Origin of the sequence: Virgifigura deserti, assembly GCA_003576685.1 — a bacterium.
Classification (GTDB): domain Bacteria; phylum Pseudomonadota; class Alphaproteobacteria; order Dongiales; family Dongiaceae; genus Virgifigura; species Virgifigura deserti.
Window position 1 is genome coordinate 87,091 of sequence record QOZR01000010.1, and the last position, 19,779, is coordinate 106,869.

At 67.5% G+C, this 19,779-nt stretch carries 21 protein-coding genes; 7 read left to right on the forward strand and 14 right to left on the reverse strand.

All coding sequences use genetic code 11. The features are described from left to right. Positions 1–8: 8 nt before the first annotated feature. Both DT069_RS17370 and DT069_RS17375 read right to left on the reverse strand, forming a co-directional pair. Entirely contained in the window at positions 9–869 is an 861-nt protein-coding gene (locus tag DT069_RS17370; protein WP_119461721.1) for a M48 family metallopeptidase, read from the reverse strand. A 50-nt stretch (positions 870–919) separates the two neighbouring features. Beyond that, the gene (locus DT069_RS17375) at positions 920–1,894 is read right to left on the reverse strand and encodes a bifunctional transcriptional activator/DNA repair enzyme AdaA (protein WP_119461587.1); all 975 of its coding nucleotides are present in this window, start codon (positions 1,892–1,894) and stop codon (positions 920–922) included. Positions 1,895–2,318: 424 nt separating this feature from the next. On the opposite strand from DT069_RS17375, the gene DT069_RS17385 reads away from it, so the two are divergent. Next, positions 2,319–2,738 carry a VOC family protein gene (locus DT069_RS17385; protein ID WP_119461589.1) on the forward strand — a complete coding sequence of 140 codons (420 nt, stop codon included), beginning with the start codon at positions 2,319–2,321 and terminating at the stop codon, positions 2,736–2,738. 21 nt (positions 2,739–2,759) lie between these two features. Here DT069_RS17385 and DT069_RS17390 read toward each other — a convergent pair whose 3' ends face one another. The 6 genes from DT069_RS17390 to cobS all read right to left on the reverse strand — a co-directional run bounded on the left by DT069_RS17390 (position 2,760) and on the right by cobS (position 7,660). After that, positions 2,760–3,197 carry a YcgN family cysteine cluster protein gene (locus DT069_RS17390; protein ID WP_119461722.1) on the reverse strand — a complete coding sequence of 146 codons (438 nt, stop codon included), beginning with the start codon at positions 3,195–3,197 and terminating at the stop codon, positions 2,760–2,762. A gap of 29 nt (positions 3,198–3,226) precedes the next feature. Continuing rightward, positions 3,227–4,453: a polyhydroxyalkanoate depolymerase gene (locus DT069_RS17395; protein WP_119461590.1), complete on the reverse strand. Its 1,227-nt coding sequence runs from the start codon at positions 4,451–4,453 to the stop codon at positions 3,227–3,229. A 107-nt stretch (positions 4,454–4,560) separates the two neighbouring features. Beyond that, the gene (locus DT069_RS17400) at positions 4,561–5,187 is read right to left on the reverse strand and encodes an SCO family protein (RefSeq protein WP_119461591.1); all 627 of its coding nucleotides are present in this window, start codon (positions 5,185–5,187) and stop codon (positions 4,561–4,563) included. A 153-nt stretch (positions 5,188–5,340) separates the two neighbouring features. Continuing rightward, positions 5,341–6,024 carry a lipid-binding SYLF domain-containing protein gene (locus DT069_RS17405; protein WP_119461592.1) on the reverse strand — a complete coding sequence of 228 codons (684 nt, stop codon included), beginning with the start codon at positions 6,022–6,024 and terminating at the stop codon, positions 5,341–5,343. 138 nt (positions 6,025–6,162) lie between these two features. Continuing rightward, positions 6,163–6,828: a histidine phosphatase family protein gene (locus tag DT069_RS17410; RefSeq protein WP_162913254.1), complete on the reverse strand. Its 666-nt coding sequence runs from the start codon at positions 6,826–6,828 to the stop codon at positions 6,163–6,165. A gap of 10 nt (positions 6,829–6,838) precedes the next feature. Then, entirely contained in the window at positions 6,839–7,660 is an 822-nt protein-coding gene (gene cobS / locus DT069_RS17415) for an adenosylcobinamide-GDP ribazoletransferase (protein WP_119461594.1), read from the reverse strand. 150 nt (positions 7,661–7,810) lie between these two features. Between cobS and cobT the strand changes: the two genes are divergently transcribed. Both cobT and DT069_RS17425 read left to right on the forward strand, forming a co-directional pair. After that, complete coding sequence (gene cobT, locus DT069_RS17420; RefSeq protein WP_119461595.1) at positions 7,811–8,839, forward strand: nicotinate-nucleotide--dimethylbenzimidazole phosphoribosyltransferase; 1,029 nt, start codon at positions 7,811–7,813, stop codon at positions 8,837–8,839. 21 nt (positions 8,840–8,860) lie between these two features. Continuing rightward, positions 8,861–10,051 (forward strand): winged helix DNA-binding domain-containing protein, encoded by a 1,191-nt coding sequence (locus DT069_RS17425; protein ID WP_119461596.1) that lies wholly within the window; start codon positions 8,861–8,863, stop codon positions 10,049–10,051. 3 nt (positions 10,052–10,054) lie between these two features. Here the strand turns inward: DT069_RS17425 and DT069_RS17430 are convergent, their stop codons facing one another. The 3 genes from DT069_RS17430 to DT069_RS17440 form a co-directional block, all read right to left on the reverse strand. Next, a complete protein-coding gene (locus DT069_RS17430) occupies positions 10,055–10,855 on the reverse strand; it encodes an ABC transporter permease (protein ID WP_119461597.1) in 801 nt (266 codons plus the stop codon). Further along, entirely contained in the window at positions 10,855–11,634 is a 780-nt protein-coding gene (locus tag DT069_RS17435) for an ABC transporter ATP-binding protein (protein ID WP_119461598.1), read from the reverse strand. Before DT069_RS17435 ends, DT069_RS17430 begins: the two co-directional genes overlap by 1 nt. A gap of 233 nt (positions 11,635–11,867) precedes the next feature. After that, positions 11,868–12,671 (reverse strand): undecaprenyl-diphosphate phosphatase, encoded by an 804-nt coding sequence (locus DT069_RS17440; RefSeq protein WP_119461723.1) that lies wholly within the window; start codon positions 12,669–12,671, stop codon positions 11,868–11,870. Positions 12,672–12,834: 163 nt separating this feature from the next. On the opposite strand from DT069_RS17440, the gene DT069_RS17445 reads away from it, so the two are divergent. Genes DT069_RS17445 through DT069_RS25020 form a run of 3 tightly spaced genes read left to right on the forward strand, consistent with a single transcriptional unit; the run spans position 12,835 to position 14,997 of the window. Further along, positions 12,835–14,184, forward strand: coding sequence for an ActS/PrrB/RegB family redox-sensitive histidine kinase (locus DT069_RS17445; RefSeq protein WP_425450335.1), 1,350 nt, complete (start codon positions 12,835–12,837; stop codon positions 14,182–14,184). Between the two features lie 45 nt (positions 14,185–14,229). Continuing rightward, positions 14,230–14,820, forward strand: a complete 591-nt coding sequence (locus DT069_RS17450; RefSeq protein ID WP_119461599.1) for an ActR/PrrA/RegA family redox response regulator transcription factor — start codon at positions 14,230–14,232, stop codon at positions 14,818–14,820. 42 nt (positions 14,821–14,862) lie between these two features. Then, on the forward strand, positions 14,863–14,997 hold the full coding sequence (locus DT069_RS25020; RefSeq protein ID WP_425450336.1) for a hypothetical protein: 135 nt from the start codon (positions 14,863–14,865) through the stop codon (positions 14,995–14,997). Between the two features lie 11 nt (positions 14,998–15,008). Here the strand turns inward: DT069_RS25020 and DT069_RS17460 are convergent, their stop codons facing one another. The 3 genes from DT069_RS17460 to DT069_RS17470 all read right to left on the reverse strand — a co-directional run bounded on the left by DT069_RS17460 (position 15,009) and on the right by DT069_RS17470 (position 17,423). Beyond that, positions 15,009–16,220: a PQQ-dependent sugar dehydrogenase gene (locus DT069_RS17460; protein ID WP_119461600.1), complete on the reverse strand. Its 1,212-nt coding sequence runs from the start codon at positions 16,218–16,220 to the stop codon at positions 15,009–15,011. 86 nt (positions 16,221–16,306) lie between these two features. Beyond that, entirely contained in the window at positions 16,307–16,978 is a 672-nt protein-coding gene (locus tag DT069_RS17465) for a transglutaminase-like cysteine peptidase (RefSeq protein ID WP_119461601.1), read from the reverse strand. 184 nt (positions 16,979–17,162) lie between these two features. Next, entirely contained in the window at positions 17,163–17,423 is a 261-nt protein-coding gene (locus tag DT069_RS17470; protein WP_119461602.1) for a hypothetical protein, read from the reverse strand. A gap of 192 nt (positions 17,424–17,615) precedes the next feature. Between DT069_RS17470 and DT069_RS17475 the strand changes: the two genes are divergently transcribed. Next, positions 17,616–19,760 carry an HD domain-containing phosphohydrolase gene (locus DT069_RS17475; protein WP_119461603.1) on the forward strand — a complete coding sequence of 715 codons (2,145 nt, stop codon included), beginning with the start codon at positions 17,616–17,618 and terminating at the stop codon, positions 19,758–19,760. Positions 19,761–19,779: the final 19 nt, after the last annotated feature.

Below are 19,779 nucleotides of genomic sequence, written 5' to 3' on the forward strand. Positions count from 1 at the left end.
GCCCTATATCAGCAGCCGTAGCGATGCAGTGCCGGCCCATGACGATGCAGCCAGGCGCGCGCGTCGTCGGCATTGCGCGTGAGCGCAGCGCACAGCTTCCAAAAGCGCGGCCCGTGGTTCAACTCCTTGAGATGGGCCACTTCATGCGCGACGACGTAATCGAGCACCGAGCGCGGGGCGAGAACCAGCCGCCAGGAGAACGACAGCGCCCCCGTCGGCGAGCAGCTGCCCCAGCGGCTCTTCGGGTCGCGGATCGCGATGCCGGAGATCTCCCGGTCGATCAGGGCCGCCTTGCGACGGGCGCGCCGTTCGATCTCGCGGCGCGCCTCGCGCTTCAACCACTCCTCGACCCGCTGCGAGAGCCGCTCGGGATCGCCGCCGACATGAATCTCATTGCCCTCGCGCCAGATCGCGACCCGCCGCTGTCGGCGGTGGCGGATCCGATGCTCGACCCCCAGGAACGGAATAATGGCGCCATGCTCGAACCGCACCGCCGGCGGCAGCAGGTCCAGCCGGTCGCGGATCCAGCCCTTGTTCAGCAGCGCGAAGCGGCGGCCCTGGTCACGGCTCGCCCGGGTCGGCAGAACGACCACGATTCCGGCGGTCCCGTGGTCGAGCCGAATGATGATCCGCCGCGCCCGCTTGTTCTGCTGGAACACGAGGGGAACGCGGCGGTCCTCCAGGGTCAGAACCTGGCTGTCCGAGTTCCCGTCGGATTCTTCGTTCGCCGCAACTCGTACCGTCCGCCCCCCAGCCTTGTCCCCAGCCTGGCTGGAGGTCCGGCCAGGACCCCGGCCGGTGCTCCGGCTGGGCGCCTGGCCACTGGACCTGGGATGCTTGGACCGGGTGCTGGGGCGGCTTTTTGGCATGCCAACTCTATAGCCCGGCACCCCCATTCCGGCAAGATGGACCGACGGCTTTAGGCATTTTTTCCTCGATTCTTCGAGGTGCCTTTGGCCTCCTGCTCGATCAGGGCTAGCTTGCGCTCGGCACCCCAACGATAGCCCCCAAGCCCGCCATCCTGGCGCATTGCGCGATGGCAGGGCACGATCAGCGCGACCGGGTTGGTGGCGCAGGCCCGGCCGATGGCGCGTCGGGCCTGCGGTTTCCCCACGGCCCGGGCGATCTCGCTGTAAGTTCGGGTCTGGCCGTGCGGAATCCGCCGCAACTCCTCCCAGACCCGTCGCTGGAAGGCCGTGGCCCGGATATCGAGCGGCAGATCGACATGCGGCTCCTCGCCCGCGATATAGCGCAGCAGAGCCGAGACCACCGCCCCCAGCGAGGCGTCGTCGCGGCGGATCTCCTCGGCCGCTGGGAACTCCCGGCGCAGCGCGCCCTCGAGCGCCGCCTCGTCGCCGCCGAGGCTGACGAAGCAGATGCCCCGCCGGGTCGCGGCGACCAGCAGCCGGCCGAGCGCCGAGTCGGCCAGCGCATAGAGGATGCGCGCGTTCCGCCCGCCCTTGGCGTAGGTCGCCGGCGTCATGCCGAGCGCGCCGGCGGCCCGCTCATAGACCCGGCTCGACGAGCCGAAGCCGGCATCATAGGTGGCGGCTGCAACGCCGTCGCCCTGCTGCAGCCCGCTGCGGAACCGCGCCAGACGGCAGGCGTCGCCATATTGCCGCGGGCTGACGCCCATGATCCGCTTGAACAGCCGCTGCAGATGCCACGGGCTGATGCCGCAATGGGCCCCCAGCTCGGCCAGCGTCACGACGCCGTTGCCGCCGCCGTCGGCACCGATATCGTCGGCCGCCTCTGCCGAGCCCGCCCCGACCCGTCCCTCGATGAACCGGCAGGCGCGCTGCACGACCGCGACCTGCGGGATGCACCGGGGCTCGGTATCCGGCTGCCGGTGCGGCGACTCTGTCGTCGGGCTCTCCTCCTTCATCTGCAGCATGGCGATTCGTCCTTGTACCGGTTGGCTCTATCGCGCCATGAATAGGCTGCGGCGGCCAGCCATTCTATCCGATGCTTGCGGTTCGCGCGCGGGGTCGTCCAAGGCCGGTATGCGGATGATGGGAGCTCTCGCCCACCTCCCGACCGGCGGCTTTCATCCGATCTGACCGCCCTTGGCTGCGGCCGACTGGGCGACTTCGGCCAGATTCTGATTTCTTCCCTGGCCTATGTACTGGTCTTCGAGCTTCTGCGCGTCGCCGGAGTAGTCTATCTCAGTTAGGTCGGCTACATCATCGCGCTGACGGCGCTTGCCTGGAGCAGCGTGCTGTTCGCAGAGCACTACAGCGCCTGGATCCGGGCGGCGGTGGCACTGATCAATTGGCGGTCGTCGCGGGGCGGCCGCGCTTCATGAAGGAGCTTGAATAATGGCGATGCCTCCCTTTCACATGGCCTTTCCGGTCGCCGATCTGGCCGCGACCCGGCAGTTCTATGAGGGGCTGCTCGGTTGCCGGGTTGGCCGCAGCGCAGAGCGCTGGATCGATTTCGACTTCTTCGGCCACCAGATCTCGGCCCATCTGCGGCCGTCTGAGGTCCGCCGGGCGGAGACCAACGAGGTCGATGGCGACCAGGTGCCGGTACGCCATTTCGGCGCGATCCTGGACTGGGATGACTGGCAGGCCCTGGCCGACCGCCTTGCGGCCGCCAGCACGCGCTTCATCATCGAGCCGCATGTCCGCTTCAAGGGCGAGGTCGGCGAGCAGGCGACGATGTTCTTCCTCGACCCCAGCGGCAACGCGCTCGAATTCAAGGCTTTCCGCGACAAGAGCCAGATCTTCGCCACGTAAGCTGCATGCTGGCCGCGTGAACTACTCCACCCAGTCGACGACGTAGTCCTCAATGTCCTGGACGTCGTTCTCGCTGACGGCGCGGCCGCGGGCGGAAATGCCAGCCTTGTGCACCGTATCCGGGTCGCCCGAGACGAGCGGATGCCACCAGTGAAGATCGCGGCCTTCGTCGACCAGGCGATAGGCGCAGGTGGCCGGCAGCCAGGACAGGCTCCCGACCATGGCCGCGGTAAGCTGGATGCAGTCCTCGACCAGCGTCTTGCGCAGCCGGTAGTTGCGGCAGCGGCAAGTCTTCAGGTCGAGTTGCCGGCAGGCGACGTTGGTGTGGTCGACCTCGCCGGTATCCTCATATTCGAGCTTCAGCAGGCAGCACTTGCCGCAGCCGTCGCAGAGCGACTCCCATTCCGACCGGGTCATGTCGGCGAGGCTCTTGGTCCTCCAGAACGGCGCCTCGGCCATCGGCGCGCTCCTCATGTCCGAATCATTCACTAGGCATTGGCGCGGATGAATGCGCTGATTCTCGGCCGGATTGTCTCACGCCAGCGTCGGCCGTTGAAGATGCCGTAATGGCCGACGCCGGGCTGCAACAGGTGGTCGCGCCGCTCATCGGGGATATTGGGCGTGAGCGCATGGGCGGCGTGCGTCTGGCCGATGCCGGAGATGTCGTCCCGCTCGCCCTCGACGGTCATCAGCGCCGTCTTCTCGATCGCCGCCGGTACGACCGGCTCGCCATGGTGGACCATGCGGCCGCGCGGCAGGGCATGTTCCTGGAACACGGCCCGCACCGTCTGCAGGAAGAAGTCGGCCGACAGGTCCATCACCGACAGATACTCGTCATAGAACCGCCGATGCGCCGCGGCGCTTTCGCCGTCACCCTCGACAAGATGCCGGAACAGGTCCAGATGGGCATCGACGTGGCGGTCTAGATTCATCGACATGAAGCCGCCGAGCTGCAGAAAACCGGGATAGACTCGTCGCGAACAGCCTGGATAATACAACGGCACGCGATGGATCACGGTCTGCTCGAACCAGGAAATCGGCCGCGAGGTCGCGAGCCGGTTGACCTCGGTCGGGTTGACCCGCGTATCGACCGGCCCGCCCATCAGGGTCATCGAGCGCGGCTGCGCCGGGTCCCCGGCCGCGGCCATCAGCGCCACGGCCGCCAGAACCGGCGGCGAGGGCTGGCAGATCGCCAGCACATGGATGTCGGGCCCGAGCAGCTGCAGAAACTCGATCACGTAATCGATATAGTCGTCGAGATCGAACAGGCCGAGGGTCGCCGGCACGGTCCGGGCGTCGATCCAGTCGGTGACGTAGACGTCGTGCTCCGGCAGCAGGGCCTGCACCGTGCCGCGCAGCAGGGTCGCGTGGTGGCCGGACATCGGCGCCACCACCAGAACCCGGGGCAGTTCAGCATCCGCAACCGGCTCATCCCGTTCGAAATGCAGCAATGTGCAGAACGGCTTTTGGGCGACCGGCACCTCGCGCAGCGCGATGCGCCGGCCGCCGACCACCACATAATCCAGCCCGAAGGCCGGCTTCCCATAGTGCCGGGTGACCCGCTCGAACAGCTCGCAGGCTGCGGCCGTGGCCCGGCCGGCGAAGGTATAGGACGGCGGCATCAGCGGGTGCGTGAAGACATGGTGCAACGTTTCGGCGGCCAGCCGCGCCGGGCCGAGCGCCGACAGTTGCGCATCGCGCGCCTGATAAAGCATCAAATACCTCGAATCCGGAGTCCCCGAAGGATTATTGCGCGTTCCGACCGAGGTGAAAATGGCTTATCGGGCTTAAGGTATCGTTGACGAATCGGGGGCGACGGCCGTCAGAGATACTGTTCGATGCTCTCAGCCATCTGATCTGCCGAGGTTCCGGCGCCGAAATGGGTCAGGAACTCGCCGTCGGGACCCATCAGATAGATGATTGAGGAGTGGTCCATCATGTAGTAGTCGGCCGATTCGTCCTCGACCCGCGCGTAATAGACCCGGTAGGCCTTGGCCACGGAGGCGATCTCCGCCTCCGTCCCGGTCAGCGCCACCAGCCGCGGGTGGAAATGCGCGGCATAGGCCCGCATCTGCTCGACCGTGTCCCGCTCGGGGTCGATCGTGATGAAGATCGGCGTCACCTGCTCCGCCGCCGATCCCTGGGACTCCTCGAGGGACTTCAGCGCCGCGCTCATCGTCTGCAGCTCCGTGGGACAGATGTCGGGGCAGTAGGTGAAGCCGAAATAGATCAGCTTGAACTGACCTGCGAAATCCTTCTCGGTGCGGCGCTCGCCATGCTGGTCGGTGAGCGTGAATGGTCCACCGATCGCTGCCGCGCCCGCTCCTGCCCTGACTGCGGTCCGATCGTCCGGCGCCCGCAACAGGGTCCAGCCGACGAAACCGGCCAAGACCAAACTAAGCGCGAGGGAAAGGAGGGCGATGGTGCGGGCGAGGAGTGTCTTGGGCATGAGAGGAAGGTGGAACCGGTCTCAGTGAGAGCTTGCTGGATTATAGGTAGGGGGCAAGACCGGCTTTGTCACGGTCTCACAACGCCCTCAAACGCGGCAAATGACCGCGTCTGAGGAAGCCCCCTTCATTCCGCGAAGGAAAGTCTCTAACGATTAGTACGGCGCCAGGGCGTTGCGCAGATTCTCCGCGTTCGGATTGGAGACGCGCCGCTCGATCACGATGCCATAGGGCGTCGTCCCCTTGCCATAATAGGCCTCGTTCCACTCATCGCGCTTCAGGATCCCGGCACCTTCGAAGGAGATACCGCCGAACAGGCCGGAGGTCTTGGCGAAGCTGTAGACGTCGGCCTTCAGATTGGTCGTGGTGTCGGCGCCCAGCCCCTTGCCGAGCGGCCCGGCGGCAAGGCTGACATCGCCGCCGAACTTCATCTGGTTGTCGAGAACCGCATCGAGCGCCTTTTGGCTCATGATCGTGAGGATGGCCTCGGAGACCTGGCCGCCGATCTGCAGGCCGACGCTGGCCGCCGCCAGCGTGTAGAAGGCCGGATAGCTCCACCCCTGTCGGCCCCCGCCACGAACCACCAGGACGCCGGTGCCGCCCTCGCCGCCGATGATGAAGCCGCCCTTGACCAGCGTCGGGAAGATCAGCAGCGCTTTGGCCCGATTGATGTATCCCGGAAGCTCGGCGAACTCCGGGTCGGTTGTCAGCTTGTCGAAGGTGATGCGGGCCTCGTCGATGATCTCCTGCTGATCCGACAGCGCCGCCGCCGGTCCCATGACGCCGAGGCTGAACACCAGCAGAAGAAGGCAGGCGAGTAACGGCTTGATGCGTGTCATCGATCGATCTCCTGGGATTCCCCTACAGGTCGCGTCGCGCGACCTCGGAGCGTGAGAAAAGCGCTGGAGTTTGGCAATTTCGGGGCAAAGGCCCGCTCTGTCAAATGACGTCTCCGACGACGTGTCGGGCCGGTAAGATCAGTGCAGCAGCGGCGCCTTTGGGTGGAGATTGACGGTTGTCACGCGCCAGCTTCCATGCGTCGCGCCGGGATCGGGGGTGCCGATATGGTCGAGCCGGGTCAGGGAGCAATTGTCGATCGAGAAGGCCAGCGCGCGCTCCGCCTCGATGCCGAGCGCCATCGCCAGCGCCGCGCGGATCGATCCGCCATGGGCGACGGCGACGATGTCGCGTCCGCGATAGGCGTCGGTCAGGCGGTCGACAGTGTCCGCAACCCGTGCGACGACCTGCTCGAAGCTCTCGCCGCCTGGCGGCGCCTCATGGGCGGGCGCCAGCCAGAAACGGTGCCAGGCGCCGTCACGGCGCGCGCGCAGTTCCTCGACCGTCAGGCCCTGCCACTCCCCGAAATGCTGTTCGGCCAATCCAGGCTCGATCACCAGCGCGGGCAGCTTTGGATCAAGGCCGTTCGCCGCGCGAATTGCCGCGCCGATCGCCTCCGCCGTCTGATGGGTGCGCTTCAGCTGGCTGGCCACCCACACGGCATCGGCCGGCAAGGCGGTGGCGAGGCCCGTGAACAGCGCGGCGTCGGAGCAGTCGGCGGCCAGGTCGTCATGGCCGTAGATACGGCCGCCATGACAGGTGACCGGCGCATGCCGGATCCACCACCAGCGGGTTACGGTCGTCATTATGGAATCGTCATCGCAGAGCGACGATCGCCAGCAGCATGGCAATCTCGGTGAGTTGTTGGATGGCGCCGAGGACATCGCCGGTATAGCCGCCGATCTGCCGCCGGGCAAGCCCGGTCATTGCGAGCGCCGCCAGCCCAGCGACGACAAAGGCGATCAGGCCGGTCCCGAGCCCCAGCGCCAGCAGCGCGATGAGCGCGCCGAGTCCCAAGGACCAGAGGACCGAGTCCTGCTCCGGCTGTCCCGCCGCTACGGCAAGCCCGGAGTCGCGCGCCAGCGTCTCGCGGTACATCACCACCGGCAGAACCGCGCGCGACACAGCATGGGCGGCGATCAGCGCACCCGCCACCAGCGCGCCGGCTTCGTCCGTGTCTCCCAGCGCGATCAGCGGCTCGGCGATGGCGTAGAGCGCAAGCACGCGCAGCAGGACGGACAGGATCAGCGCCAGCGCGCCATAGCTGCCGGTGCGGCTGTCACGCATGATCGCGAGCTTGCTGTCGCGGTCGGTGCCGCCGCCGAACCCGTCGGCGACATCGGCCAGCCCGTCCTCATGCATTGCGCCGGTGGCGAGGATGGTGGCCGCGACCGCGATCACCGCCGCCAGCAGGCCGGGAAGCGAGAGCCAGCTCGCCAGCGCGAAGGTCACCGCCCCGATCAGTCCGATCAGAAGGCCGACCAGCGGGAAGGCACGCACCGATCGCGGCAGGGCGCCCCCGACCGGGCTGGTAATCGGCAGGCGGCTGAGCAGGGCGAGGGCCGTCTTCAGGTCGGCCCACCAGCCTGCTAGGTAGTTGCCTGGCGGCGGCGGCTCATGCGGTGTCGACTGGTACATCGGGCCTTCGGCGCTGGGTTTCGGATCGGCGGCGGTTTGGTCCCACCAAACGGCCCCGGTTATATAGGATGTTGACGCCCGGAGGAAAGCCGCGCCTATTTGCCGGATCATCCGACGCGATCGCCAATCGACGGACCCAATTGACAGACAATGACGAAACATCCTGCCCCCGCCACCCTCGACGAGATCCGCGCCATCATGGCCGAGCTGCCCGGTCCGGATCTGGAGGCCGCGGGCGAGGCCAGCCGGCGCGAGGCGATGCTGACCAAGCCGGCCGGCGCGCTCGGCCGGCTCGAGGAGCTGAGCGCGTGGCTCGCCCGCTGGCAGGGGCGCCACCCGCCCAAGCTCGACCGGCCGCGCATCTGCGTCTTCGCCGCGAATCACGGCGTTGCCGCGCGTGGCGTGTCGGCCTATCCGGCGACGGTGACGGCGCAGATGGTGGCGAACTTCATCGATGGCGGCGCCGCGGTGAACCAGCTCTGCAAGGTGGCCGACGCGGATCTGCGGGTCTATGAGATGGCGCTCGACATGCCGACGGCGGATTTCACCGAGGCGCCGGCGATGGACGAAGACATCTGCGCCCGCGCCGCCGCCTACGGCATGATGGCGGTGGAGCCGGGGCTCGACCTTCTAGGCCTGGGCGAGATGGGCATCGCCAACACTACCAGCGCCGCGGCGATGATGATGGCGCTGTTCGACGGCGACGCCGCCGACTGGGTCGGGCCCGGCACCGGCGTCGCGGGTGAGGCGCTCGCCCGCAAGACGGCGGTGGTGGAGACAGGCGTCGCCCACCACCGGGCTGCCATGACCGACCCCTTCGAGGTGCTGCGCTGCCTCGGCGGACAGGAGCTGGCGGCGATCTGCGGCGCGATCATTGCCGCGCGCCTCGCCCGCACGCCGGTGCTGCTCGACGGCTTTGCCTGCACCGCCGCGGCCGCCGTCCTCTTCGCCGTCGATCCCAAGGCGCTCGATCATTGTATCGTCGCGCATGTCTCCGCCGAGCCCGGCCATCGGCGTCTGCTCGACCGGCTCGGAAAACGGGCGCTGTTCGATTTCGACATGCGGCTCGGCGAGGCCTCCGGCGCGGCGCTGGCGATTCCGATCCTCAAGGCGGCGGTCGCCTGCCACACCGGCATGGCGACTTTCGACGAGGCGGGCGTCAGCGGCAAGGTCGATTAGGGCGAGGCGGAACTCTCATCGATGCGTTCTGTCTCCCAGGCTGAACTGCGCGCCTTCCTGCTCGACCGGCTCGGGCTGCGCGGCCCGTTCTGGGGGGCCGAGGCGGCGGACCGGGCCGTCGATCTCGGCATGATCCAGATCGATTCGATCCGGGTCACGGGCTTGCGCAACCACGAGCTCGCCTGGGCGGCGCGGGCCGAGAGTGCGCCCGCCGCCCTCTACGATCTTCTCTATGGTCGCGGCGCCTTCCGCGAACTCCACTATCCGCTGTTCGCCGTGCGCCGGGACTGGGTGCCGCTGCTGATTGCCGCCTTCGCCGACCTGTCGGAAAAGCAGAAGGCGGCGCGCGCGGCGCTTCGCCCGACCATGGACCGGCTGATGAGCCATATCCGCGCGAACGGCGCCGTGACCGTCGCGCAGTTCTCGGCCGAGCGGATTCCCGGCGGCTTCTCGACGATCAAGGTGACCACCAAGGCGCTGGAGTTCCTCTATACCGACCGCGTGCTGCAGATCTGCGGCCGGACAGCGCATTTCCACCGCCGCTTCGATCTGACCGAACGGGTGGCGCCGGAGCTCGCCGGCTGGCAGCCACCGCCCGCTGCGGCCTATGAGCGCTTCCTCGTCGAGTCGGCGCTGGCCGTTCTGAAGATCGGCACGGCCGAGCAGATCGCCCGGCGCGTGGCGATCCACTACGGCCAGTGGCGCGGCGCCTCGATCCGGCGCTGGCGCGCGCTGGTCGAGGCGATGCTGCCGGCGGTCGCCCGTGCGGTGACGGTGGCCGACCTGCCCGACGCGCCCGTCTATTGGTACCGGCCGGCGGATGAGGCGGGGTGGGACCGGGCGGCGCGCGAGAGCGAGCCCCAGGTCCGGCTGGTGCCGCCGCTCGATAATCTGCTGTTCAGCCGCGCCCGCCTCACCGAGCTGTTCGGCCTCGACTACAAGTTCGAGGCCTACACCCCGGCGGTCGAGCGCCGGTTCTATTTCGCCTTGCCGATTCTCCACGACGACGAGGTTGCGGGGCTTCTCGACGCGCGCCTCGCGGACGGCGTCTGGCAAATCCGCGGCCTGGAGCTGCGCCGCCCGGTGCCCGCCGAGGCCCTGCGGGTCGGCCTCCACCGCATCGCGCGCCTCGCCGGCGCGGCCAAGGTTGCGGTTACGACGCGCACCACGCGCGAGCTGCGCCGGGCGCTCGTCGGCCGCTGCGACGGCTGAATATCATTCGCCGATCTGCAGCAGCAGGCCGCGTTGCCGCGCCAGCTTGAAGGAATAGAGATAGATCACGACGCCGAGGCCCATATAGACGGCGTTCAGCAGCATGGCGTTGGCCAGCAGCCCGGGCCGGAAGGTCTCCGTCAGCAGCAGGGCGCGCATGCCCTCGAACACGTTGGTCGAGGGCAGCGCCCAGGCGACATATTGCAGCCAGTCCGGCAGCACCGTCACCGGATAATAGACGGCGCTCACCGGCGCCAGCAGGAAGATCACGAACCAGGCGAGGTTCTCCGCGCCCAGGCCGAAGCGCAGGATCAGCGCCGTCACCATCAGCCCGATCGCCCAGCCCATGATCAGCAGGTTGGCGAAGAAGGCGACGAGCGGCAGGCCGAGCTCGAAGACCGAGTAGTGGTAGAGCGGGATCGCGAGCAGCGCCGCCGGGGTGACGCCGACCAGCGTCCGGATCAGGCTCATCGCCATCATCGACAGCACATGCTCGATGGGCCGCAACGGGCTGACGAAGAGATTGCCCAGGTTGCGCGACCACATCTCCTCGAGGAACGACATCGAGAAGCCGAGCTGACCGCGAAACAGCACGTCCCACAGCAGCACGGCCGACAGGAGAATGCCGAAGGCGTTCGCGATCCAGGAGCTATTGGTTGCGAGGAAGACGGTGAGGAATCCCCAGATGATCATCTGCATCGTCGGCCAGTAGGCGAGCTCGATCACCCGCGGCCATGAGCCGCGCAGCACATAGAGGTGACGCAGCACCATCGCGCCGATGCGCCGCCCGGAAAGTCCGCCCATTAGTCCGACGCCCCTTCCAAGGCCGGCGAAAGCCCGTCGAGCGCGCCTCTCTGGCGGTTGCGCGCGATATCGAGGAACACCTCCTCGAGGTTGGTCCGGCCATAGCGGCGGATCAACTCGCCCGGCGGCCCGCGATCGACAATGCTGCCCTGGCGCATCATCAGCACGTCGCTGCACAGCCGCTCGACCTCGGCCATGTTGTGCGAGGCGAGCAGGATCGCCGCGCCGGTCCGGTCGCGATAGGTCTCGAGATAGCCGCGGATCCAATCGGCCGTGTCGGGGTCAAGCGACGCGGTCGGCTCGTCGAGCAGCAGCACCTCCGGCTCGTTCAGCAGCGCCTTGGCGAGCGCGACCCGGGTCTTCTGCCCGGCCGACAGGCTGCCGGTGCGCTGTTTCATCAGCCGGTCGATATCGAGGTCCTCGGCCATCCGCGCGATGCGCCGGCGCGTGTTCCGCACGCCATAGAGATGCGCGTAGATCGTCAGGTTCTCGCGCACCGAAAGCCGATGCGGCAGATCGACATAGGGCGAAGAGAAGTTCATCCGCGGCAGCACCCGATGGCGATGGCGCAGCATGTCCTGGCCAAGCACGGTGATGCCGCCCGCCGTCGGCAGCAGCAATCCCAGCAGCATCGAGATGGTCGTCGTCTTGCCGGCACCGTTGCCGCCGAGCAGCGCCACGGTCGCCCCGGCGGCGACGGAAAAGCTGACGCCGTCGACCGCGGTGACCGCGTCGAAGCGCTTTGTCAGGGAGTCGACTTTGATGACGGGCGAGGACACGAGGAAAGCTGCGGGCCTATGGCTGACAGGAACGGGAGGCGGAAACCGGCCACAAACTTAGGGAGATCGGTGCCCAATGGCTAGGCCCTCTGGCCAGGCGGCATTAATGAACGAGGCGTGATTCGTCAGGGAATGGACGTCCCGATCCAGGGTCCTGACCCGCGCACGAAGGTCCTTGCGGCGGGCTTCCTCCATTGCGCGAATTGAATGCGAGCGTCGTGCGCCGCTCGACCTCAGCGGAGCAGAAGCGCGATCAGCAGGGCGCTACCGAGGGCGATCCGATACCACGCGAAGGGCGAGAACCCATGCCGCCCGACGAAGCCGACGAACCATCGAACCACCAGAAGCGCGGTCACGAAGGCCGCCAGAAAGCCGATCGCCACAATGAGCCCGCCGTCCGCCGTCAGTCCGGCGCGATTCTGCCACAGATCATAGACGGCTGCGCCGAGCAGCGTCGGGATGGCGAGAAAGAACGAGAACTCCGCCGCCGTCTTCCGTTCGACCCCAAGCAACAGCGCCCCCAGGATCGTCGCTGCCGAGCGCGAGACGCCGGGCACCATGGCCAGACATTGCATCAGGCCGATGCCGACCGAGAGGGCAGGTGGAAACCGCTCGATAGTGTCGATCCGCGGATTCGGCCGGGCGCGCTCGATAACCAGGATGGCGACGCCGCCCAGGATCAAAGCCACGCAGACGACATAGGGCGAGAACAGCACAGACTTGATGAAGCCGTGCAGCAGCACGCCCAGGACGACCGCGGGCAGGAAGGCCAGGAGAATAGCCAAGGCAAACCGCTGCGCGCCGGGGTCGGTCGACAGGCCGAAGGCCACGCGCGCCAGCTTGGGTGCGTAGACGACGCAGACGGCGAGGATGGCCCCGAGCTGGATTACGACCTCGAAGACCCGACCCGGCGGTCCGGAGAACCCGATCAGGTCGGCGAGCAGGATCAGATGGCCGGTGGAGGAGACCGGCAAGTACTCGGTCAGCCCCTCGAGAACGCCCAGGATGGCAGCTTCGAGAAAGGTTTGCGCGGACATCAGCAACGCCTGGGAAGGTGAGAACAAAAATCGGCGGGTGCGCCGGAGTATATCCGAGGACGGGCGGAAAGGGGGACGATATCGTTGGCAGGTTTGCCGGTCGGCAGAGGCGATGTTGGCCTTGATGCTTGCGTCCCGACCCGGTTCGCTTTCTGATGCGCCGGTGAGCGAGACTCTGGACAACGGCTTCACCTCCATCGCCGCGAACCCGCGCGGCCGCGTGCGGCTGCGCACGCTCGTCCTGACGCGTTGGGTCGCGGTGGCGGGCCAGGCGACGGCGCTTCTGGTGGTGAACTTCGTCCTCGGCTTCGAGCTGCCGATCGTCGCGGCGATGATCGCCGTCGGCGCCTCCGCGCTCGTCAATCTCTGGGCGGCGCTGCGCCGGCCGCCGACGGCCCGGCTCGATGATCGCGAGGCGCGGCTCTATCTCGGCTTCGACCTGCTGCAGCTCGGCGTGCTGCTGTATCTCACCGGCGGGCTGAACAACCCGTTCGCGATCCTCGTCCTCGCGCCCGTCACGGTGTCGGCGACGGTCTTGTCCCGGCGCAGCACGATCGCCCTCTCGGTGCTCGCCGTCGCGATCGTCGTGATCCTCGCCTTCTTTCACCTGCCGCTGCCCTGGCCGGACGCCGATTTCGACCTCGAGCCGCTGTTCATCCTCGGGCTGGCGATGGCGCTGGCCTTGTCCGCCGTGTTCATCGCCCTCTATGTCTTCAGCGTCGCGGAGGAGGCGCGCCGCCGCTCGGACGCGCTGTCGGCGACGCAGATGGCGCTTGCCCGCGAACAGCGCGTCTCGGCGCTCGGCACGCTTGCCGCCGCGGCGGCGCACGGCCTCGGTAGCCCGCTCGGCACCATTGCCGTGATCGCCAAGGAGATCGCCCGCGACCTGCCGCCGGACAGCCCGCTGCGCGAGGATGTCGATCTTCTGCTCAGCCAGAGCAACCGCTGCCGGGAGATTCTCGCCGGGCTGGCGGCGCGGCCGGAAGAGACCGGCGGCGACCCCTTCGCCCGCCTGCCGCTGCCGGCGCTGGTCGAGGCGGCGGCGGCGCCCCATCGGACGGCGCGGGTGCGGCTGCTGATCGACGACGCTGCGGATGGCGGCGGGACGCTCTTGTCCGATTCGGTGCCGCCCGGGGACGCGCCGATCGTGGCGCGCAGCCCGGAAATCCTGCACGGCCTCGGCAATCTGCTCGAGAACGCGTTCCAATTCGCCGCATCCGAGGTTCGGGTTGTCATCCGCTGGGACGAGCGATACATCACCATCATGATTCTGGACGATGGTCCCGGCTTCGATCCGGGTCTGATCGACCGCCTCGGCGAGCCTTATCTGTCCGGCGGCATCCAGGACCGCGACGGCAAGGTCATCCATATGGGTCTGGGCGTGTTCATCGCGCAGACGCTGCTCGAGCGGACCGGGGCCGCCTTGCGCTTCCGGAACCGTGTCGGCGGCGGGGCGGAGGTGAAGGCGAGCTGGCGACGCGAGGCCCTGGAGGTCGAGCCGACGGAGATCTAGGATGAAGACACGCCAGGCAGGACAAGTCACGGGGATGATCGCGCAATGTCGGTGAAGCAGGAACCGCGACGGCAGATATCCGATGATCCGGTAGGCGGCGCCGAGACCGGCGATCGCAGCCTGCTGATCGTCGACGACGACGCGCCGTTCCGTCAGCGATTGGCGGTGGCGATGGAGCGGCGGGGCTTCTCGGTCTCGACGGCGGAGAGCGTCGCCACCGGCATCGAGGCGGCGGAGACGCGGCCGCCGGCCTTCGCCATTGTCGATCTCCGGCTCGGCGACGGCAGCGGCCTCGAAGTCGTGTCGGTGCTACGCGAGGTTCGCGCCGATACCCGAATCATCGTCCTGACCGGCTATGGCAACATCGCTACCGCGGTGGCGGCCGTGAAGTCGGGCGCGGTCGATTACCTGTCGAAGCCGGCCGACGCCGATGCGATCGAGGCCGCCTTGCTGGCGCTGGAGGACAAGCTGCCGCCGCCGCCGGAGCAGCCGATGACCGCCGATCGCGTGCGCTGGGAGCATATCCAGCGGGTCTACGAGCAATGCGACCGCAACGTTTCCGAGACGGCCCGGCGATTGCGCATGCACCGGCGCACGCTGCAGCGCATCCTCAACAAATACGCACCGCGGGGTTAGAGGCTTCGGCCTGCAACGCTCAAGCAGCCGGGAGAAGAGGCGGTGCGATCGGAGACGTGGCCGGACGGAACCGACGTCGTGCAGGTCCGGATAGCCCGGCCTACGGACAAGCTCGAGGAGGTCGTGGCCTTCTATCGCGACGGCTTGGGGCTTCCGAATATGATACGGCAGCATTAACGGACGGCCGGTCAGTCCACGCGCTCCAGCCTATAGATCGTATCGTCGCCGGGTCGCGGGTCGCCGCGGCCGTCGCGATTGGTGGTGGTGAAGTACAGGGTGCCATCGGGGCCGACGGTCACGTCGCGCAGCCGCCCATACCGGCCTTCTCCCCACTCGTCCGCAAACCAGTGGGCGATCCGCTTGACCCGATAGTCGTCCGCTGTCTGCGCGAGCTCGATCCGCACCAGCGACTCGCTCTTCATCGTCGCCACGAAAAGTGCGCCGTCGTGGAACGCCGCATCGCCTGGAGGCACCGCGTCTTGCGTCCAGACGACGATCGGATCGATGAAGTCGACTAGGCCGGGGGCGCCGACGACTTCCGGCCAGCCATAGTTCCCGCCCGGATCGATCAGGTTGATCTCATCATAGGCGCCGAGGCCGAACTCGCCGGAAGGCCCGTGCTCGGTCGCGAACAGGTGGCCGGTCTTCGGATGCCACGCCGGCCCCTGGGGATTGCGATGGCCGTAGGAATAGACCGGCGAGTCGGGGAACGGGTTGTCGTCCGGAATCCCGCCCTCCGGCGTGAGGCGCAGGATCTTGCCGCCCGGCGACTTCAGATCCTGCGCGATCTCGGGCTTCGAGGCGTCGCCGGTCGTGACATACAGCATGCCGTCCGGGCCGAAGGCGAGGCCACCGCCATTATGGAACCGCGACGCGGGGATGCCGTCGATGATGACTCGGTCGAAGCGGGCGCGGTCGCCCATATCATCGCCCATGTCGCGAAGGCGGACGACGCGGTTGGCATTGTCGCCGTCGGCGTCGCGATAGGTGTACATCGCGTAGATGAAAGGCTGCTCCGGAAAGTCCGGATGGACGGCGAGCCCCATGAGGCCGCCCTCGCCGCCGGTCACCAGGCCGACAAAGAAGTCGGTCAGGCTGTTGGCGGCGCCTTCCGTGATCTCGAACGCGGCATAGGGATGCGGCTGCAACACCCCGTCCCGGATCAGCCGGATGCGGCCAGGCCGCTCGCTGACGAGGGCGCGGCCATCGCCCAGGAAGACGAGCGACCAGGGCACCTCCAGCCCCTCGACCCACGCCACGGCGCGATAGCCGGGCGGGTCGGGGACGTATATGTCTTGCACCGGCTGCGGCGGAGGCCCCACGATCGGATCGGCGGAGGCGCAGGACGTGACCACGGCACCGAGAAGGGCGAAGGCCAGGAATATGACGGTCGAGCGCATCGGTCGTCCTATCGTCGCGTGTTGTCGGTCCCACCGCTGCGAATACATCAAATCAACTGTTTCGGTTGCGGCCCGGTTCCGACAGATCAGGGCCGATGCAGCCACCAGCCGTCCTCGTTGACCGAGTAGATGGGCTGATAGTGGTGAATGCTGTCGGCCGGGACCACGCTCCTGATCTGGTTGTCGAGCACCAGCGCCTTCCCATCGACATAGACGACCAGAATCGCATGGGCGAGCTGTAGATTCAGGTCCTGCAGCACGACGATGCGCATCGCTTCCGTCGGAACGTCGAGGGCGCGCAGGGCTAGGTATTTCGCGATCGCGTAGTCCTCGCAATCGCCGCTCTTGCGCAGGAACTCGAACGGTGTCGCCCAGTAGTCGTTCACGCCCCAACCCATCGAGTCGACGATATAGGGCATCCTGTTCATCTCCCGGTTGACCTCCGCGATCTGGCTCGATGGGTCGAGGTCTCGCAGCCGGTTGATAAGGGCGCGCCATCCCTCCCGGTCGCACAAGTTTGCCGCGCAGGACTTCAGCTCGGCGTGATAGCGATCGAGGGCGCCGCGCCATTTGGGAAACAGCGACAGGTTCGACGAGTGGAACTCGTGCGTGCCGAAGAGGGCCGGATAGGTTTGCACCGCCGCCGCGGCCGCAGCCTCCGGGGGAGGGCTAAGAACGAGAGGGAGCGCGATCGCGGCCGTTCGGGACACTCGCCGAAGCCAGCCGAGGCGGCCGCGCCCGCGAAGCGCACGCCTCATCAATCGCCGCTGGCGCCACTGGCTTTTGCCTGGCCCTGAGCAAGGCGATGCTGCACCGGAGCCTCCGTTCGCAACCCAGGGCCGCCTAGGCGGCCTTACCGAGGGAACGGAAGGCTAGCGGGGCGTCTCTAAGACTTCGTTAATTCGGCGGACCGGGGTCAATTCAAGAGGACCGGGGCCGACGTCAAGACTCGGCTTCGCCGTGCTCGGACAGCCTAGCCTTGCCGTAGCTGAGCGCTTTGGACAGTTCGGCGAGCTCGGCATTCTCCTGATGCATGCTCTCGTCCCGGCCGACTCCCTCCGCCATCGGGATAAGCCGGTCTTCCTGCTCCAGGCTCCGCAACAGCCTGTCCCAGGCGGCGTTGGGCTGCCTCGGCCAGACCCGCACCAGTTCGGCCAGGATGTTGATCTGCGGACCAGTGAGAGTCAGCGTTCGCTGGTTCATGTGATGCTGTCCCGACGTCGTGACTACGCCCCCTACATTAGGGAGCTTCGATGGGGTCCGGAACCGGCGGTCCGCAATTGATAACCGTCCATTAAGCGGTTAAGGCATAGAACTCCGGGTTCATGGCCGGACTTGAATTTGGGCCTGGACCGATATCGCCTTGCCGGGCGCGGACGAACATCGAGGCGCTTTTTGGCACAGCAGAGTGAAACCGCTCCATCCGCCGTCCGGCGACCGGCCGATCTGAAGCTGGCGCTTTCCGCCGCAGCCTTGCTCCTAGTCGGGCTGGTCGGAGTTCTGCTCGTTTTCCGCTTCATCGAGGCGGAGCGCGAGCGCGAGTTCCGGATCTGGCAGGCACGCCTCGGCATCGTCGCCGAAAGCCGGTCCTCGGCCGTCCAGGGCTGGCTGACCGCGCAGCTCGACGAGATGACCGGCTTGGCCGAGAATGCGGCGCTGCAGCTTTACTTGTCGGAAATCGTGCTTGCGGGCGACGACCCCGAGCGCCTCGCGCGCGCGCAGGCGCAGACCGACTACCTGCGCAACCTGCTCGTCGTCACGGCCGATCGCTCCGGGTTCGCGGCGCCGGGCGGCGGTACGCCGGTTCAGGCCAACCTGCCGCGCATCGGGGCGGCCGGTCTGGCGCTGGTCGATCGCAGCGGACGGGTTGTCGTTGCCACGCCGGGCATGCCGCCGGTCGACGGCGCGCTCGGCGAATTCATCCGCGCCATGCCGCCGGCCGAACGCGGCCTCCTCGATCCGTTCCTGAATCGGGCCGGCGCGCCGTCGATGGCCTTCGCCGCGCCGGTCTTCGCGATCCAGAGCAACCCGGACCCGAGCACGCAGATCGGCTTCGTCGTCGGCGTCAAGGAGGTCGCGGACGAGCTCTATCCGCTGCTGCGCCAACCCGGCGAAACCAGCCGGACCGGTCGGGCCGTGCTGGTGCGTCCCGCCGGCGCGATGATCGAGTATCTGTCGCCGCTGCCGGGCGGAGAGCCGCCGCTGAGCGTCAAGATGGCGCGCGACACCCCGAACCTCGCCGCCGCCTTCGCGATCGAGAATCCGGGTGGCTTCGCTGTTCGACACGACATTACCAATCACGAGGTGCTGCTGACCAGCCGCCCCATCGCGACAGCTCCCACGATAGCTCCCTGGACCTTGATCTATCAGATCGATCGCGACGAGGCCCTCGCCGACAGCGAAACGCGGCTTCACCGCCTGCTCGCGATGCTTCTGCTCGCCATCGCCCTGGCCGGCGTGGTCATCGTCGCGGTCTGGCGCCATGGCAGCTCGCGCCGCGCCGCTCGATCCGCGAGCCAGTATCGGCAGACCGCGGAGCAGCTCGACAGCCAGCGCCGTCTCTTGCGCGTGGTGACCGACAGCCAGCCGACCAGCATCTTCATTCTCGACCCGGAGGGCCGCTACCGGTTCGCCAACCGCCAGGTGAGCCGAATAGCCGGCATCGCGGCTGCGGACATGACTGGCAAGCCGATCGGCAATGTGCTCGGCCCGGACGTGGCGAAGCGGTATCTGACTCTGAACCGTCAGGCCCTCGAGTCCGGGCAGCGTGTCTCCAACATCATGCGCAGCGACGGCAACGGCCAACTCCGCGTGATGCAATCGGAGCATATCCCGCTCGACGCACCTAATGGCATGCCGGACGGTGTTGCCGGTGGCGTTTTGGTGGTCGAGCGCGATATCACCGATGCGGTCACCGAGCGCGAGAAGCGGTCGCGGATCCTCGACCAGCTGGTGAAAACCCTGGTCGGCATCGTAGATCGCCGCGATCCGTTCGCCGCGGACCATTCGTCGCGCGTCGCCTTGATCGCCCGCGCGATCGCCGCCGAGATGGGCCTGAGCGTCACCGACATCGACACCGCCGAGACGGCCGGAAACCTGCTTAATCTGGGCAAGATCCTGGTCACGCCCGACCTGCTGACCCGCAGCGGCGCGCTGAGCGACAGCGAGCGCGAGCAGGTGCGGATCAGCATGCAGACCAGCGCCGACATGCTGCAAGGGATCGAGTTCGACGGCCCGGTGGTCGAGACCCTGCGCCAGGCGCAGGCGCGTTGGGACGGCACGGGCATCCCCGCGGGCCTCGCTGGCGAGGATATCCTGATCACCGCGCGGATCATCGCCGTCGCGAATGCTTTCATAGGCATGATCAGCCGACGGGCGCACCGTGCCGCGCTGACCATGGATCAGGCGATCGAAGTGCTGCTCGACGAGGTCGGCACCAGCTTCGACCGGCGCGTCGTCGCCGCCCTGATCAACTATCTCGACAATCACGGGGGGCGCGCCCGTTGGTCGGACCTGGAAGATCCCGCGGTCGCGTCTTAGTTGTAAGGTCGAAACCGCG

Excerpts from the sequence above, each read along its gene's own strand:
- DT069_RS17370 (WP_119461721.1), bottom strand. The coding sequence starts at position 869 with ATGCCAAAAAGCCGCCCCAGCACCCGGTCCAAGCATCCCAGGTCCAGT.
- DT069_RS17375 (WP_119461587.1), bottom strand. The coding sequence starts at position 1,894 with ATGCTGCAGATGAAGGAGGAGAGCCCGACGACAGAGTCGCCGCACCGG.
- DT069_RS17385 (WP_119461589.1), top strand. The coding sequence starts at position 2,319 with ATGGCGATGCCTCCCTTTCACATGGCCTTTCCGGTCGCCGATCTGGCC.
- DT069_RS17390 (WP_119461722.1), bottom strand. The coding sequence starts at position 3,197 with ATGGCCGAGGCGCCGTTCTGGAGGACCAAGAGCCTCGCCGACATGACC.
- DT069_RS17395 (WP_119461590.1), bottom strand. The coding sequence starts at position 4,453 with ATGCTTTATCAGGCGCGCGATGCGCAACTGTCGGCGCTCGGCCCGGCG.
- DT069_RS17400 (WP_119461591.1), bottom strand. The coding sequence starts at position 5,187 with ATGCCCAAGACACTCCTCGCCCGCACCATCGCCCTCCTTTCCCTCGCG.
- DT069_RS17405 (WP_119461592.1), bottom strand. The coding sequence starts at position 6,024 with ATGACACGCATCAAGCCGTTACTCGCCTGCCTTCTTCTGCTGGTGTTC.
- DT069_RS17410 (WP_162913254.1), bottom strand. The coding sequence starts at position 6,828 with ATGACGACCGTAACCCGCTGGTGGTGGATCCGGCATGCGCCGGTCACC.
- cobS (WP_119461594.1), bottom strand. The coding sequence starts at position 7,660 with ATGTACCAGTCGACACCGCATGAGCCGCCGCCGCCAGGCAACTACCTA.
- cobT (WP_119461595.1), top strand. The coding sequence starts at position 7,811 with ATGACGAAACATCCTGCCCCCGCCACCCTCGACGAGATCCGCGCCATC.
- DT069_RS17425 (WP_119461596.1), top strand. The coding sequence starts at position 8,861 with ATGCGTTCTGTCTCCCAGGCTGAACTGCGCGCCTTCCTGCTCGACCGG.
- DT069_RS17430 (WP_119461597.1), bottom strand. The coding sequence starts at position 10,855 with ATGGGCGGACTTTCCGGGCGGCGCATCGGCGCGATGGTGCTGCGTCAC.
- DT069_RS17440 (WP_119461723.1), bottom strand. The coding sequence starts at position 12,671 with ATGTCCGCGCAAACCTTTCTCGAAGCTGCCATCCTGGGCGTTCTCGAG.
- DT069_RS17450 (WP_119461599.1), top strand. The coding sequence starts at position 14,230 with ATGTCGGTGAAGCAGGAACCGCGACGGCAGATATCCGATGATCCGGTA.
- DT069_RS17460 (WP_119461600.1), bottom strand. The coding sequence starts at position 16,220 with ATGCGCTCGACCGTCATATTCCTGGCCTTCGCCCTTCTCGGTGCCGTG.
- DT069_RS17465 (WP_119461601.1), bottom strand. The coding sequence starts at position 16,978 with ATGAGGCGTGCGCTTCGCGGGCGCGGCCGCCTCGGCTGGCTTCGGCGA.
- DT069_RS17470 (WP_119461602.1), bottom strand. The coding sequence starts at position 17,423 with ATGAACCAGCGAACGCTGACTCTCACTGGTCCGCAGATCAACATCCTG.